Here is a 14,456-nt window from a genome sequence, read left to right on the forward strand (position 1 = left end):
GGACGAACCGTTATTCGAATGAAGTGGAAGAGAAATCTTCAATAAGGGTGGTACCGCGTTAACCACGTCCCTTTTTTCGGGGCGTGGTTTTTTATATTTATAAAATATAACCCTGTGTAAAACTTTAAAACTACGTTTAGTTCCATCGCCTATCGGCGTACGGATTTCTCCGTCTCCGACCTACGATAAGTCAACATCAGCTCGAGGAATACCTCAGCACAGTTTTCTTTATCTTAGACGAAGACTACGAAATCCGTACGCCGATGAGCAAGGCGCTTGCACATTTGATGATAGGAGGAGAGTATTTTGGAAAACTTTTTGGAACAACTTACGAGAGAACAATTAGCAGAAGTGGAGAGGCAATTTGACATTTATTGCAGCGGAGCAAAGGAAATCATTCCTGCTTGGGAGCTAAAGAACAAAATTGCTATGTCTATCCTAAAAAACAAACCGTTGAAGGTGAAATTAGGATTAGATCCTTCCGCTCCTGATGTTCATTTAGGTCATACGGTTGTTTTAAATAAGCTTAAACAGTTCCAGGAGAATGGACATACGATTCAGCTTATTATAGGGGATTTTACAGGTAAGATAGGGGACCCGACAGGAAAATCAACGGTGAGAAAACAGTTAACGAATGAAGAAGTAAAAAATAACGCAAAAACCTATTTCGAACAATTTGGCAAAGTATTAGATATGGAGAAGGTTGAGCTGCATTACAACTCAAAATGGCTCAGCAGATTAAATCTGGAAGATATTATTCATTTAGCATCCAGTATCACGGTTGCGCGATTACTCGAAAGAAATGATTTTTCAGAGCGTTTTCGGGCAGGGAAGCCCATTTCTTTGCATGAATTTTTCTATCCGCTCATGCAAGGGTTTGATTCCGTTGAACTGGAAAGTGATGTTGAACTTGGCGGAACTGACCAGCATTTCAATGTTTTAATGGGAAGACAGCTGCAAGAGCATTTCGGAAAAGAAAAACAGATTGTTATTTTACTTCCATTACTAGAGGGTCTTGATGGCGTAGAAAAGATGTCTAAATCCAAAAATAATTATATTGGTGTGGATGATAGCCCAAGTGATATGTATGGAAAAACGATGTCCATCCCAGATGAATTAATTGTAAAATATTTTGAGCTTGTTACAGATTTGCCGCTTGAACGGAAAAAGCAAATAAAAGAAGAATTAGCTCAAGGAAAACTCCACCCGAGAGACGCCAAAATGCTTCTAGCTAGAACGATTGTAAGCAGCTTTTATAATGCTCAGCAGGCAGAAAGTGCGGAAGAAGCTTTTAAAGCAGTATTTCAAAGAGGGGGATTGCCTGATGATATCCCTGTTGTAAAATGGCAGGGAGAAATGGAAGTTCCCATAGTTGATTTACTGACAGAATTAAAATTACAAAAATCAAAAACAGAAGCGCGGAAAATGATCCAAAATGGCGGAGTGAGGATAAATGAGGTTAAGGTGATCGATATAAATTTAATGGTGGATATTAAGCAAGAACCCGTTATTCAGGTAGGGAAACGAAAGTTTGTAAAATTGGAAAGATAGTAATCTAAAACTAGAAATATTTTTTAGCGGACCTAGAATCCGCTATTTTTATTAAATACCCCTATTTTGGAGTCTTAGCGGACACTGAGTACGTTATTTTCGAAAAAACATAAGGAAATCACTGCTTTTATACAAAATAACGGAACCTATGTCCGCAAATTTGGTTGATTTGCCTATTTTGCACAAAATAACGGATCTGGTGTCCGCTAAGTAAAGCTATCATAAAAAGATCGCTTTCATTAAAGAGGATATAATCCACAAAGAATCGAATTAATGGAAGGAGTACTTGTTAAAGGTGTCATGAACGTGGACTATAACATTATTAATCTAGTGATGAAGTGTAGATAAATAGTAGCGGAATAAAATATAAGGTTTTAGATTTAATACAAAAATTTTTAAGGGGAAATGAAAATGAATGGCAATACGAAAGCATTTCAACCGCCATATTACGCTGTAATATTCACTTCACATAGAACACTAGGTGACAAAGGATATGGAAAAATGGCCGAAGCAATGGAACAATTAGCTTCCAAGCAGCCGGGATTTTTAGGTATTGAGAGTGCAAGGGATAATGAATTGGGTATTACTGTTTCCTATTGGGATTCCTTAGAAGCTATTAGAAATTGGAAAGAAAATTCAGCTCATAAAATAGCACAAGAAAAAGGGAAACAAGAATGGTATAAAAATTACTCTATTCGGATTTGTAAAGTTGAAAAAGAGTATTCTTTTGGATTGTGATGGCAAGCATTTTAACTTCATTTAGCTTCACTTTTTAAGGGGCGGTTAGTGGAATAGAAATAATAAGGGGTGTATGAATGGCTATACCATTTAATGATTTTTTCAGAGAAGAATTAACTATTTATGAAATTCAAAGAGCGATGGAAAATGGCGAGATAACTTCAAAAGAATTGGTAATGTTTTATTTACATAGAATTGCAAAATACGATCAGAAAGGTCCAAGGTTAAATTCCATACTTGAAGTTAATCCGGATGCGATTTTTATCGCGGAAGGACTTGATTATGAAAGAAAAACGAAGGGTGTAAGGGGACCTTTACACGGAATTCCAGTAGTTTTAAAGGATAATATTGAAACAGGTGATTCCATGCACACGAGTGCAGGATCCATTGCCTTAGAAAACCATATGGCTAGCAATGATGCATTTCTTGTTCAAAAACTGCGTAAAGCGGGAGCGGTAATCTTAGGTAAAGCAAATATGACAGAATTTGCGAATGGAATGTCTACTGAAATGTGGGCAGGGTATAGTTCAAGGGGTGGGCAAGTATTAAACCCTTATGGGGATGGTAGTCTTTTTGTTGGTGGCTCAAGCTCCGGCTCTGCCGTTGCAGTGGCAGCCAACCTTACAGTTTTATCAGTAGGTACTGAAACAGATGGATCCATTCTTAGCCCTGCCACACAAAACTCAGTTGTAGGCATTAAACCAACTGTTGGGTTAATCAGCAGAAAGGGCATTATCCCCTTTACATACTCTCAAGATACAGCTGGGCCATTTGCCAGAACTGTTACGGATGCTGCGCTGTTATTGGGAGCAATGTCTGGTGTTGATGAAGGTGACGCTGCAACGTATGAAAGTGAAGGAAGAATAGAAAATGATTATTCCATTTATTTGGACACAGCCGGTTTAAGAGGAGCAAAAATAGGAGTATTTCATAGTGATTCTAATGCTTTTCATGATTTTGAAGAGTATGATGACGAATTATATAAGAGTGCAATACAAACTATTAAAGACCAAGGAGCGAAGATAATAGAAGATATTGAAATCCCTTCCTTTCATAGAAAGTGGGATTACGGGGTATCATTATATGAGTTAAAACATAGCTTAGACAATTATCTTTCTCAACTACCATCCAATATTCCAGTACATTCATTGACGGAATTAATCCAATTCAATAGAGATAATAAAGAAGCAGCATTGAAATATGGTCAGAATAAACTGGAGCAAAGAGAATCGCTTGCTAATACATTAAGAAATCCTGAGTATTTAGAGGCAAAATTGGAAGATTTATATTATTCACAGGAACAAGGGATTGATTTTACTTTAAAAAAATATGATCTTGATGCCATTCTTTTTCCTGCTTATATAGGTTCAACCATTTGTGCAAAAGCAGGGTATCCTTCCATTGCTGTGCCTGCTGGTTATATGAAAAATGGAAGACCGTTTGGGGTAACATTTGCAAGCACTGCATACACCGAAGGCTTATTAATTAAATTAGCTTTTGCTTTTGAGCAGGCTACTAAGCATCGAAAAGTTCCAATAGTGAATAGGGAGAATATAATAAGTTCCTGAAAAGATGTTATAAATAATATGAAGAAAAGTCCCTGCTTTTAATTAAAAAGGAGGGATTTTATGTGTTTAATGTAATAAAGCCGAGATACCTCTAACCCGTTTCTTCTCAAAAAGTGGGATTTCAATCACTTTACTTTTGCCACTCCTAAAGCAAAATGCTTCCAAAGTATATCCTCAATTAATGCAGCTTGTGATTCTTCACAATCAATAATTAGAATGACTTCCGAATGCTTTCCTTTTAAAACTCTTTTATTTTTCTTTACAACCAATTCCATAAAGAGACGAATAATAAAGCCAAGAACAAACCCGACAAATGCACTTATCAGTCCCCAGTATATTGGCCCCCATGCTAATTCAAATCCTATACTTGCTCCAATAACCGCAAATGCAGTGGCAATCCCCATACCAATATCAATGAGGCTTGTACCATCTGAACGGTGCAGGCTATCAAAAATTTTACGGTCTTCCGTTCTATTATCCAGCGGGACGGCAAATATATTTTCTTTTTGGATCCCTTTTTTTTCTAACGTAGAAACTGCCATTTCCAAAAATCCTGTGCATTCAAATGTTGAAAAAAGCTGCAATTATATCACTTCACTTTTTGTCCTTTTAGTATTTGGAAATTCTTCGATTGATAATTTACAGATAAGTAATCCCTTAAATCTTTTTCGAACAGTTTGTTATTCTCAACGGTATTCATATAAGAATCATAAATAGCAAACCCATAGTGCGAAGGGATAAAAAGGAGCCAATCTGGCTTTAAAACAGAGGTTGCCTCGTTTATTTTACCTAAAAATAAAAGTACAACCGCTTCTTGAATGTGCGAATAATAAAAAAATATAACTAACCATACGATGACAAATATTGCCGTTAATATCCTATGAATATACAGTTGTCCTAAACCAGGAATAAATATTGACCACATAACGGCAACAGTGGGATTTCGTTTATCCAGGTAGTTAATCTCTAAAGCTCCTAATGAAAAAGAATTAAAACGGTGTGCCTCTCGCTCGGCTAAAACATAAACCTTATTCATATCTACTGTTGTCCGAAAACTGTCCCAAATACCAAAAAGGTAAACAGGAATATACATAAGAAGCCATCTTGTATCTAACACTTCTTTTGCCATGTCTATTTTCCCTTGAAAGGAATAAATCATAGCAGAATTAACATGTGGATTAACATTAACGAAAACTTCCCAAATAAATAATGCATACCCTCTAAGATATTTAGATAAAAGCATATGTCCGAATCCAGGGAACGCTGCGGACCACCAAGCAATAATATAAGGATTTCTCAAATGTAGTTGGGTTGTTCCTAAAATACTAACATGGGCTTTATATCTTCTGGCAGTGTTGTCATTTGTGTAATTGTCCATTTAATCCACCTTTTTTATATATAATTCCAAAAGTGAACTGTATTTATGCTTGATTTATTAGGCTATCTTTAATTGTCTTCATACTACTTGAAAATCAAATCAAGAAAAAAAATTTCAAAACATATTGATGAAAGAAATTTTCTTTCGTATAATAGGTTTATGATTTGAAAGTGCTTTCATTTCCCGATCAAACTATTTAATAGTTGGTTTGGTGAAAATGAAGGAAGTTGATTACAGATTAGAATAAAGAGGAGGGGAAAATAATGTTTCATTTAGTTGTAGCACTATTAGCTATTATTATCGTTATTATTGGGGTTACATTGTTTAAGTGGCACGCATTTATTAGTTTACTAGTAGCAACCTTGTTCCTGGCTATCTTTTCCGGTTTATCCTTAGATAAGATTGTTACCGGGATTGAAACAGGTGTAGGGGGTACCTTGGGGCACTTAGTTGGAATCCTTGCTCTTGGTACAATTTTAGGAAAACTAATGGCAGAGTCAGGGGCAGGAATACAGGTATCCAATTTCTTTGTCCGTACTTTTGGGATAAAGAAACTTCCTTGGGCCATGCTTCTTGCAGGATTTATTACTGGTATTCCTGTATTTTTTGAAGTAGGAATATTAATTGTTCTTCCTTTAGTTATTTCACTGCACAAAACATCTAAGCAAAACTTATTGCTTATTGGATTGCCAGCGATTGCCGGTTTATCCATTGCACATGGCTTGATTCCGCCGCATCCGGGCGCGATTGCAGCGATTGGAATTTATAATGCCAATATGGGGAAGGTACTTCTGTACTCTCTTATTATTGCAATTCCTTCCGCGATTCTGGCAGGGCCAGTTTTTGCAAAATGGGTTTCTAAACGTATAAAACCAGAACAAGAACCTGAGCTTATTAAAATTCAGGATATGGACAATCAGAAACTTCCTGGAACAGGTATTTCATTCTTAGTCATTTTATTACCTGTTATTCTCATGGTATTTTCAGCACTAGTTCCATTTATCGGAATGTCTGATGGGATGAAAAAATTCTTTGGATTTATCGGAAGCCCTTTGATTGCTCTATTAATTTCTGTTTTTGCTGCTATGTACTTCCTTGGATTCCGACAAGGATTAAATAAAAATCGAATGAAAACGTTAGTAGAGGAATGCTTTTTACCAGTCGGTTCTATTATAGCCATTATTGGTGCAGGCGGCGGATTTAAGCAAATATTGATTGACAGTGGTGTAGGTAATACAATTGGAGAAATGGCACAGCATTTTTCATTATCGCCATTAGTGCTTGCCTTTATTATTGCAGGCTTAATCCGGATTGCTACAGGTTCAGCTACCGTTGCTTTAACAACTGCAGCTGGAATTGTATCACCAATTATTCAACATATGACCGGAGTTAACCTTGAATTATTGGTTATTGCAACGGGTGCCGGTTCCCTAATGTTCTCGCATGTGAATGATGCCGGCTTCTGGATGGTGAAAGAATATCTGGGTCTAAGTGTTCCGGAAACATTAAAAACATGGACCGTACTGGAAACCATTTTATCCTTCGTTGCATTTGGATTAGCGCTAATTCTCGATGTTTTTATTTAATAGGTATTTTACTGGCTAAGGTTGCTGAAACCTGAAGCCAGTTTTTCTTGTTTAATATGAAAAAAATTTTCTTTTTCACAAAATAGATAAAAGTAATGGCAAAAGGCATTTAATATAATAAAAGAGCAAACAAATAAGCATAGGCTATTTGGTATTGTATGTTTTTAGGAGGTATAAAGAAATGGGTTCAAAGTATGTCATCGGTGTAGATATAGGAACTACCAGTACAAAATCAGTATTATTTTCCGAAAAAGGGGAAATTATTTCAAGTTACAACATTGAATATCCACTTTATTCTCCTACTCCTGATACAGCAGTGCAGGATCCCGAAGAAATCATGAACGCAGTTGTGAAGACAATTAAAGAGGTGATATTATCTAGTAATATTCCTCTAAATGATATTGTATGCGTATCCTTTAGTTCAGCAATGCATAGCTTGATCGCTGTTGACGACGAAGGGAAACCTCTTTCCCCTTGTATTACATGGGCTGATAACCGCAGTGTTAAATGGGCGGATAAAATAAAGGATGAAATGAATGGGCATCAAATTTACCTTCGAACAGGTACTCCAATCCATCCGATGTCTCCTCTTTCCAAGCTGCTTTGGATGAGAAAGGAACAATACGAGTTATTTAGCAGTGCATCAAAATTCATCTCCATAAAAGAGTATGTTTTCTATAAACTATTTGGTCAGTTTGTAGTGGACTATTCTATTGCTTCTGCTACCGGCATGTTTAATTTACAAGAATTAAATTGGGATGAAGAGGCATTAAAGGTAGCTGGTGTTACTTCATCTCAATTGTCAAAACCAGTTTCCACAACCTTCAGACTAACAGGGATGGATTCCAAATTCGCAGAAGAAATGGGTATTCCAGAAAATGTACCGTTTGTTGTTGGAGCAAGTGATGGGGTCCTTTCTAATCTTGGAGTTAATGCGATAGAGCCAGGTTCTATTGCTGTTACGATTGGGACAAGCGGTGCCATAAGAACGGTAATAGACAGGCCGATTACGGATCCGAAGGGACGGATCTTTTGCTATGCATTAACAGAAAATCACTGGGTAATTGGAGGACCAGTTAATAACGGTGGGATGATTTTCCGCTGGGTGCGCGATCAGCTTGGTGCATCAGAAATAGAAGCCGCAAAAAGGTTAGGAGTAGATCCATACGATTTGCTGACTGAAATTGCTGCTAAAGTTAGTCCGGGAGCTGATGGATTGTTATTTCATCCATATCTTGCTGGTGAACGTGCTCCATTATGGGATGCGCATGCTAGAGGCTCCTTCTTTGGACTTGGTTTGCACCATAAGAAAGAGCATATGATTAGGGCTGTACTGGAAGGTGTTATTTTTAATTTATATACTGTTCTTCTTGCTTTGAAAGAGCTTATTGGGGAACCGAAAAAAATACAAGCCACCGGTGGATTTGCAAGATCCCACTTGTGGAGGCAGATAATGGCGGATATCTTTAATCAAGAATTATCTGTTCCTGAAAGCTTTGAAAGTTCTTGTCTAGGAGCAGCAATATTAGGATTATACAGCCTTGGAATGGTTGATTCCCTTGAAGTAGTTTCCGAGATGGTAGGGGAAAGCCACTATCACAGGCCAATAGAGGAAAACGTTCAAATTTATGAGGAACTCGCACCAATTTATATTCATGTTTCAAGATCTTTAAATGAAGATTATCAAAGAATCGCTGCATTTCAGAAGAAATGGGTGCAATGATAAGAAAGAAAAAACAAAAAACCTCACATGTATTATAGTGGGGTTTTTGGTTTAACTTTCTTTGTTCATAATAGAGACGGTATTCATATAAAGAGCATCTAGCAATGCCAGCTGTGCACTTCTTAAGGAAAGCATTCCTGCCTCATGTATTTCATTTGTAAAGGAATAAAGGGCAATATCCGCATGTAAGTTAACTTGGGAATTGGAAGAATCTGTTACAGTGATAACAGTGGCCCCCGTTTTCTTAATTTCCTCCATAATGGGAAGTATTCCATGACTGGTATCGGATTGTGATATTACAATCGCTATATCGTTTTTAGTTAACGTGGCAGCAGTAATTAATTGAAATTGAGTCTCCAAAAAAGCAGAAGCGTTTATTCCTGCACTGGAAAATTTATAAAATGAATCAAGGGCAAGGATTGCGGAAGCCTCTGTTCCAAAAAACTGTACTCTGTTTGCGTTAAGAATAGCTTCAATTGCCTTAGAAAGAGCATTCTTATCCAAAAGTTCAAACGTTTTTTCAAGAGAAGCAATAGTCGTTTTGAATAATAACTCGGAAGGACATTTACTATCTTTTTTATCTATTTTTGAAATGATCGTTTTTGGTTCTGATTCGATAAGTTCCGATGCAAGTGCTATTTTCATTGCCTGAAAGCCTTTGTATCCAACTCTTTTGGAAAAGCGAAAAACAGTGGCATCTGCAAGCTGTAAATAATCCGCCACTTCGTTGATGGTTTGGTGGATAACCAACTCAGGATTTTCAAGTATATAATCTGCAATTTTCTTTTCTTTTTCACTCAGTTTGGAATAGATGGACCGAATGGTCGGCAAACAATTTTGTCTCATTGTTATTTCCCTTTCTAGCATTCCTACTTGGAGTATAGCATAATTAGAGAGTTAATAACATTCAAATTGAAACCGTTTGCTTGGGGAAACCCATAAGTGCGGAATTATTGTATAAAAAAATGCAACTGAGAAAGATTGTGAAAGGTTCAAGGAGGAATAATAATGAGTTCTAAGTATGTGATAGGTGTTGATATAGGAACTACTAGTGCAAAAGCAGTTCTGTACTCTAAAAGTGGGACAGTAGTTTCCAGCCATAGTATTGAATATCCTATGTATTCTCCCACTCCGGAAACCGCTGAACAGGACCCCGAAGAAATTTTTAGAGCGGTCATACAGGCAATCAAGAAAACCAAACAAAAGAGCAGTGTTCCCGAGGAGGATATCCTGTGTGTGTCATTTAGCTCGGTTATGCACAGTGTCATTGCTGTAGACAAAAAAGGAAAACCATTAACAGAATGCATTACTTGGGCAGATAACAGAAGTTCTGACTGGGTGGAGAAGATTAAGTCGGAAATGAATGGACATGAAATTTACCTTCGGACAGGTACTCCAATCCATCCGATGTCCCCACTGTCAAAATTAGTCTGGCTCAAAAATGATTTTACAGAGTTGTTTCATAATGCGGATAAATTTATCTCCATTAAAGAGTATGTTTTTTATAAGCTTTTTGGTAGATATGTTATTGATTACTCCATAGCATCTTCCACCGGTCTTTTTAATATACAAACATTAACTTGGGATAGCGAAGCACTAGAAATTGCAGGCTTGACGGAAAAAGAGCTTTCTCAGCCTGTTCCTACTACTTATCAAATGGTAGGTCTTGATGAAGCCTATGCAAATGAAATGAATCTTTTACCTTCCACTCCGTTTGTAGTTGGAGCAGGGGATGGGGTTTTATCTAACCTTGGCGTTAACGCGATAGAACCTGGTGTGGTGGCTGTGTCGATTGGTACTAGTGGTGCCATTCGTGCGATGGTAGATCGGCCGATTACGGATCCTAAGGGAAGAATCTTTTGTTATTGTTTAACCGAAAATCATTGGGTAATTGGAGGACCGGTTAACAATGGCGGTATGATTTTTCGATGGGTACGGGATCAGCTGGCAGATTCCGAGGTGGCGACCGCGAATAGGCTTGGGAAGGATCCATATGAATTGTTGACGGAAATAGCCGACAGAGTAACTCCCGGTTCTGATGGTCTTCTTTTTCATCCTTATTTAGCAGGCGAAAGGGCTCCACTTTGGAACTTTAATGCCCGCGGCTCCTTTTTTGGTTTGGGCATGCACCATAAAAAAGAACATCTTATCCGGGCTGTTTTGGAGGGAGTTATCTTTAACTTATATACAGTTCTCTTAGCTTTAGCAGAGCTTATAGGAGAACCTCAAAAAATACATGCAACTGGCGGCTTTGCAAGATCAGAGCTATGGCGGCAAATGATGGCGGATATATTTAATCATGAAGTATACATCCCGGAAAGCTTTGAAAGTTCATGCCTTGGTGCCGCTATACTTGGTTTGTTCAGTCTTGGAGAAATCGATTCATTCAAGGTTGCAGATGAAATGGTAGGTGCAACCCATCACCATACACCAAACAGTGAACATGTCTCTATTTATCAGGATCTAACTCCCATTTACATTCGCCTTACAAGGCTGCTGCAGGAAGAGTATGATAGCATTTCGGCATTTCAAAAGAAGTGGGTGTAAATATAAAATGGATCAAAGAGGGATTGTCTTAGTAGTTAGCGTATCAATATTTAAAGATGAAGAAGTATTAATGATTAAGGAAAACAAACCCACAGCCATAGGTAAATGGAATTTTCCGAGTGGACATATTGAATATGGCGAAGATATTCTGAGTGCAGCTTTACGAGAAGTAAAAGAGGAAACCGGTTATGAAGTGAAGTTTATTAGTACTACTGGTGTATATAATTTTCAAAGTAGTACGGGAGATCAGGTGATTTTATTTCATTTTACAGCCAAGCTTAGTGGAGGTTCCTTGAACCTAACAGAAGAGGAGATAATCGATTGCAAATGGATTAAGCTAAATGAGCTGGCAGAAATGGAAGATAAGGAACTTCGAGAAGTGGGTGTGGTAAGGCAAATAACGAATAATTTGCAAAGAGGGAATTTATTTCCTATTAGTATGTTTCATGACCAACTTCTATCAACTGTTGGAGGAGCATCAATTACAAAGGACTCTAATATTTAGAGTTCTTTTTTGTGTGCTGGGTATTGGTGTTTTTGGTTTACAAGGAAGTTATATACAAAACACTGACATTATTTTTTTATATTGTCTTATAATTGTGAACAGCCAAGAAGGGAGTGTATTCAATGGCCTTCCATCAACAAAAGATGTTAAGGTAACAAGTCAGTTAAAGAAGGATATTTTCTTTTATGATCGAATTATAGATAAACCATAATTAAAAGGGTGATAGCGAATAAAAGTAAAATTAAGTATCCAATTGGACGACAAAACGGAAAAATCTATTGTTAACAGGCTTCGAAGTGCTGGCTGTGTATTTGCAGAAGAGGAAGCTCAAATACTTATTTCAGAGGCACATTCTTTAGACGACTTCAACCAAAAGGTGAAAATGCGAGCAGATGGTCTGCCGCTTGAATACGTCATTGGATGGGCAGAGTTTTGTGGTCTGCGGATAGAAGTGGAACAGGGAGTTTTCGTACCTCGGAAACGTACGGAATTTCTTGTTCGTCAGGCAGCAGACCTGTCTTGTTCTGGAGATATAGTCGTTGACCTCTGTTGTGGCTCAGGTGCTGTAGGTGCTGCTCTGGCGGCAACACTCGGGGATATTTCCTTGTACTGTGCTGACATCGATCCGGTCGCTATTCGATGTACAAGACGAAACGTAACGGATTTCCGGGACCATATTTTTGAAGGTGACTTGTATAAGGCTTTACCACAATCGATTAAAGGTCATATAAATTTATTAGTTGCCAACGTTCCGTACGTTCCTACTAAAGCAATCGATATGCTTCCCATGGAGGCACGTCTTTATGAACCAAAGTTAGCCTTAGACGGAGGAGATGACGGCCTAAATATTCAAAGGAGGGTAGCTGAAGAAGCTCCATATTGGCTCGCTGCTGGAGGTCAGCTATTGATAGAGACGAGTGAAATCCAAGCACCTCAAACGTTCGAAATCTTTACTAATGCCGGATTAACAACAAATGTAGTTAGAGATTTAGAACTGGATGCTACTGTCGTTATTGGAACTAATAATGCTTTTAAATGATTGGCAACAAGATTGTGATTTGTACCTAAAAAAATATAGATAAATACATAAGACCGTCAAATGGACGGTCTATTTATATACGGTGGGATTAATACAATCAGGAAATTAGAACATCTCCGTCTATTAAAAATGAAGGAGGTGTTTTATCAATCATATACTTAAATAGTACCCCAAACACTTTCGGCAATTTCAATTACATGTTTAATCTTCTTCCATTGATCCTCTTCCGTTAACTTGTTCCCCTCTTCCGTACTGGCAAATCCGCACTGAGGACTTATTGCTAGATTTTCTAAAGGAATATTTTTATTTGCCTCATTTATTCTTTCTCTTATTCTGTCTGGGTCTTCTAGTTCTGGGAATTTAGATGTAATGAGTCCTAATACAACGGTTAAATCAGTACGTTTGAAGCTTTTTAAGGGTTCGAAATCACCTGAACGATTATCGTCGTATTCAAGAAAGAGTCCATCTACCTGTAAGTTCGCGAATATGGCATCCGATATCGTATCATATCCACCACTTGTAATATAAGTAGATCGGAAGTTTCCTCTGCAAATATGCATGGTAATTAACATATCATCAGGTCTCTTAGAAATAGCATCATTCAAACAACGAACTCTAGTATCAATGATTTCTTGTACATCCTTACCATGTTTTTCAACAACTGCTTTGATACGATCTTCTGAAACAAAATCAATCCAGGAAGTATCGTCTAATTGGAGATAACGACAGCCAGCATCATAGAATGCTTGAATTGCTTTTTGATAAGCCGCTACCGTATCACAATAGAACTGCTCTTGATTGTCATGATAATATTCATCACCTTGAATTCTAGTAAATAACATGTTAGGACTAGGGATCGAAAACTTCGCAACCTGGCTTCCATCACCGTATTTTTCTACTGCTTGTTTTAAAAACTTAAAGTGTTCTAACATATAATGGCCATTAAAATCTACTTTACCAACTACTTTAATGGCATTACTTTTTGGTTTGTCACCTTTGAAGTTATTAATATATTCCGCTTCAAACAATTCTACGCCTTCTAAGCCTGCCAAAAAGTCTAAATGCCAATAAGAGCGTCTAAACTCCCCATCTGTGATGGATTTAAGACCAACCTCGATTTCCTTTTGGACAAGTTTCTCAATTTCTGCATCCTCTACAGCCTTTAGGGCATCTGTATCGATTTCCCCATTTGCAAAAGCCTTTCTTGCTTCTTTAATAGGTTCTGTTCGAAGAAAACTGCCTACGTGATCGGCTCTAAATGGTGCTTTAACTAGTGTTTTAGTCATAAAAATCATTTCCCTCTTTCCTTTAAAAAATATAAAAACCTCTTCTCACAAATAAGAAGAGGGGCAATTTCCATATCCGATCTCTTCTTATCTTCAAGCATTCGCTACTGGAATTGGCACAGTACTCCTAAAAGTCTGTTGCCGAGGCTTCGCAGGGCCAGTCCCTCCGCCTCTCTAGATAAGAAAATTCTAAAAATATTTAACTATAAGTTAAGTTACACCTGTTCTGTTATTCTGTCAATGAAAATCTGCAGGGAGCAAGGGGATGATAATGGTTGTGGTATTCGTTATTAACTTCAATGATCCTTATTAATGCTTTTTGAGTTTAATACTGCTCCATACTTCTTCCCTAATATTTACATCCGTTTATAATTTTTTGTATAATTTATAATGTTGGTAATTATTTTTAAAGGGAGGGGATTTTTATGATTAAATCAAATTGTATACAAATTGAATTTTACGTTGGTTCAAGCCCCTCAAGTTTAAATTAAGAATGATAAAATTGCAGATTATTTCATTTAGAAGGCCTTCGTAA

Annotated in this window: 12 protein-coding genes, 1 riboswitch and 1 other annotated feature (1 of these 14 running past the window's edge); of the genes, 8 read left to right on the forward strand and 4 right to left on the reverse strand. The window is 37.4% G+C overall.

Annotated elements, in window-relative coordinates; translation table 11 throughout:
- Nucleotides 1–75 (forward strand) — a binding site (T-box leader); it begins 133 nt to the left of the window's first position.
- Nucleotides 76–306: 231 nt separating this feature from the next.
- The 3 genes from tyrS to AN964_RS01735 all read left to right on the forward strand — a co-directional run bounded on the left by tyrS (nt 307) and on the right by AN964_RS01735 (nt 3,857).
- Nucleotides 307–1,551: a tyrosine--tRNA ligase gene (tyrS, locus tag AN964_RS01725; protein ID WP_055738068.1), complete on the forward strand. Its 1,245-nt coding sequence runs from the start codon at nt 307–309 to the stop codon at nt 1,549–1,551.
- Nucleotides 1,552–1,962: 411 nt separating this feature from the next.
- Nucleotides 1,963–2,289 (forward strand): antibiotic biosynthesis monooxygenase family protein, encoded by a 327-nt coding sequence (locus tag AN964_RS01730; RefSeq protein ID WP_055738069.1) that lies wholly within the window; start codon nt 1,963–1,965, stop codon nt 2,287–2,289.
- A 77-nt stretch (nt 2,290–2,366) separates the two neighbouring features.
- Nucleotides 2,367–3,857, forward strand: a complete 1,491-nt coding sequence (locus tag AN964_RS01735) for an amidase family protein (RefSeq protein WP_055738070.1) — start codon at nt 2,367–2,369, stop codon at nt 3,855–3,857.
- 125 nt (nt 3,858–3,982) lie between these two features.
- Here AN964_RS01735 and AN964_RS01740 read toward each other — a convergent pair whose 3' ends face one another.
- A complete protein-coding gene (locus tag AN964_RS01740; RefSeq protein WP_055738071.1) occupies nt 3,983–4,441 on the reverse strand; it encodes an inorganic phosphate transporter in 459 nt (152 codons plus the stop codon).
- Nucleotides 4,442–4,446: 5 nt separating this feature from the next.
- Nucleotides 4,447–5,235 (reverse strand): hypothetical protein, encoded by a 789-nt coding sequence (locus AN964_RS01745; protein ID WP_055738072.1) that lies wholly within the window; start codon nt 5,233–5,235, stop codon nt 4,447–4,449.
- Nucleotides 5,236–5,498: 263 nt separating this feature from the next.
- Here AN964_RS01745 and AN964_RS01750 point away from each other — a divergent pair, with 263 nt between their 5' ends.
- Nucleotides 5,499–6,821 carry a GntT/GntP/DsdX family permease gene (locus AN964_RS01750; RefSeq protein WP_055738073.1) on the forward strand — a complete coding sequence of 441 codons (1,323 nt, stop codon included), beginning with the start codon at nt 5,499–5,501 and terminating at the stop codon, nt 6,819–6,821.
- Between the two features lie 181 nt (nt 6,822–7,002).
- Nucleotides 7,003–8,544, forward strand: coding sequence for a gluconokinase (gene gntK / locus AN964_RS01755; protein ID WP_055738074.1), 1,542 nt, complete (start codon nt 7,003–7,005; stop codon nt 8,542–8,544).
- A 51-nt stretch (nt 8,545–8,595) separates the two neighbouring features.
- Here gntK (AN964_RS01755) and AN964_RS01760 read toward each other — a convergent pair whose 3' ends face one another.
- Nucleotides 8,596–9,390: a MurR/RpiR family transcriptional regulator gene (locus tag AN964_RS01760; RefSeq protein ID WP_055738075.1), complete on the reverse strand. Its 795-nt coding sequence runs from the start codon at nt 9,388–9,390 to the stop codon at nt 8,596–8,598.
- A 159-nt stretch (nt 9,391–9,549) separates the two neighbouring features.
- Here AN964_RS01760 and gntK (AN964_RS01765) point away from each other — a divergent pair, with 159 nt between their 5' ends.
- The 3 genes from gntK (AN964_RS01765) (at nt 9,550) to AN964_RS01780 (ending at nt 12,635) form a co-directional block, all read left to right on the forward strand.
- The gene (gene gntK / locus AN964_RS01765) at nt 9,550–11,091 is read left to right on the forward strand and encodes a gluconokinase (protein WP_200915603.1); all 1,542 of its coding nucleotides are present in this window, start codon (nt 9,550–9,552) and stop codon (nt 11,089–11,091) included.
- A 7-nt stretch (nt 11,092–11,098) separates the two neighbouring features.
- On the forward strand, nt 11,099–11,596 hold the full coding sequence (locus tag AN964_RS01770) for an NUDIX hydrolase (protein ID WP_055738077.1): 498 nt from the start codon (nt 11,099–11,101) through the stop codon (nt 11,594–11,596).
- Between the two features lie 253 nt (nt 11,597–11,849).
- Complete coding sequence (locus AN964_RS01780; protein WP_055738079.1) at nt 11,850–12,635, forward strand: putative protein N(5)-glutamine methyltransferase; 786 nt, start codon at nt 11,850–11,852, stop codon at nt 12,633–12,635.
- 158 nt (nt 12,636–12,793) lie between these two features.
- Here AN964_RS01780 and AN964_RS01785 read toward each other — a convergent pair whose 3' ends face one another.
- On the reverse strand, nt 12,794–13,921 hold the full coding sequence (locus AN964_RS01785) for a 5-methyltetrahydropteroyltriglutamate--homocysteine S-methyltransferase (RefSeq protein ID WP_055741094.1): 1,128 nt from the start codon (nt 13,919–13,921) through the stop codon (nt 12,794–12,796).
- 84 nt (nt 13,922–14,005) lie between these two features.
- Nucleotides 14,006–14,106: riboswitch (SAM riboswitch) on the reverse strand.
- Between the last annotated feature and the right edge of the window lie 350 nt (nt 14,107–14,456).

Origin of the sequence: Heyndrickxia shackletonii (assembly GCF_001420715.1) — a bacterium.
GTDB classification, from domain to species: domain Bacteria; phylum Bacillota; class Bacilli; order Bacillales; family Bacillaceae_C; genus Margalitia; species Margalitia shackletonii.

Bases quoted from the DNA above. Each gene is read 5' to 3' on its own strand.
- AN964_RS01730 (WP_055738069.1), top strand. From the start codon at position 1,963: ATGAATGGCAATACGAAAGCATTTCAACCGCCATATTACGCTGTAATA.
- AN964_RS01735 (WP_055738070.1), top strand. From the start codon at position 2,367: ATGGCTATACCATTTAATGATTTTTTCAGAGAAGAATTAACTATTTAT.
- AN964_RS01745 (WP_055738072.1), bottom strand. From the start codon at position 5,235: ATGGACAATTACACAAATGACAACACTGCCAGAAGATATAAAGCCCAT.
- AN964_RS01750 (WP_055738073.1), top strand. From the start codon at position 5,499: ATGTTTCATTTAGTTGTAGCACTATTAGCTATTATTATCGTTATTATT.
- gntK (WP_055738074.1), top strand. From the start codon at position 7,003: ATGGGTTCAAAGTATGTCATCGGTGTAGATATAGGAACTACCAGTACA.
- AN964_RS01760 (WP_055738075.1), bottom strand. From the start codon at position 9,390: ATGAGACAAAATTGTTTGCCGACCATTCGGTCCATCTATTCCAAACTG.
- AN964_RS01770 (WP_055738077.1), top strand. From the start codon at position 11,099: ATGGATCAAAGAGGGATTGTCTTAGTAGTTAGCGTATCAATATTTAAA.
- AN964_RS01785 (WP_055741094.1), bottom strand. From the start codon at position 13,921: ATGACTAAAACACTAGTTAAAGCACCATTTAGAGCCGATCACGTAGGC.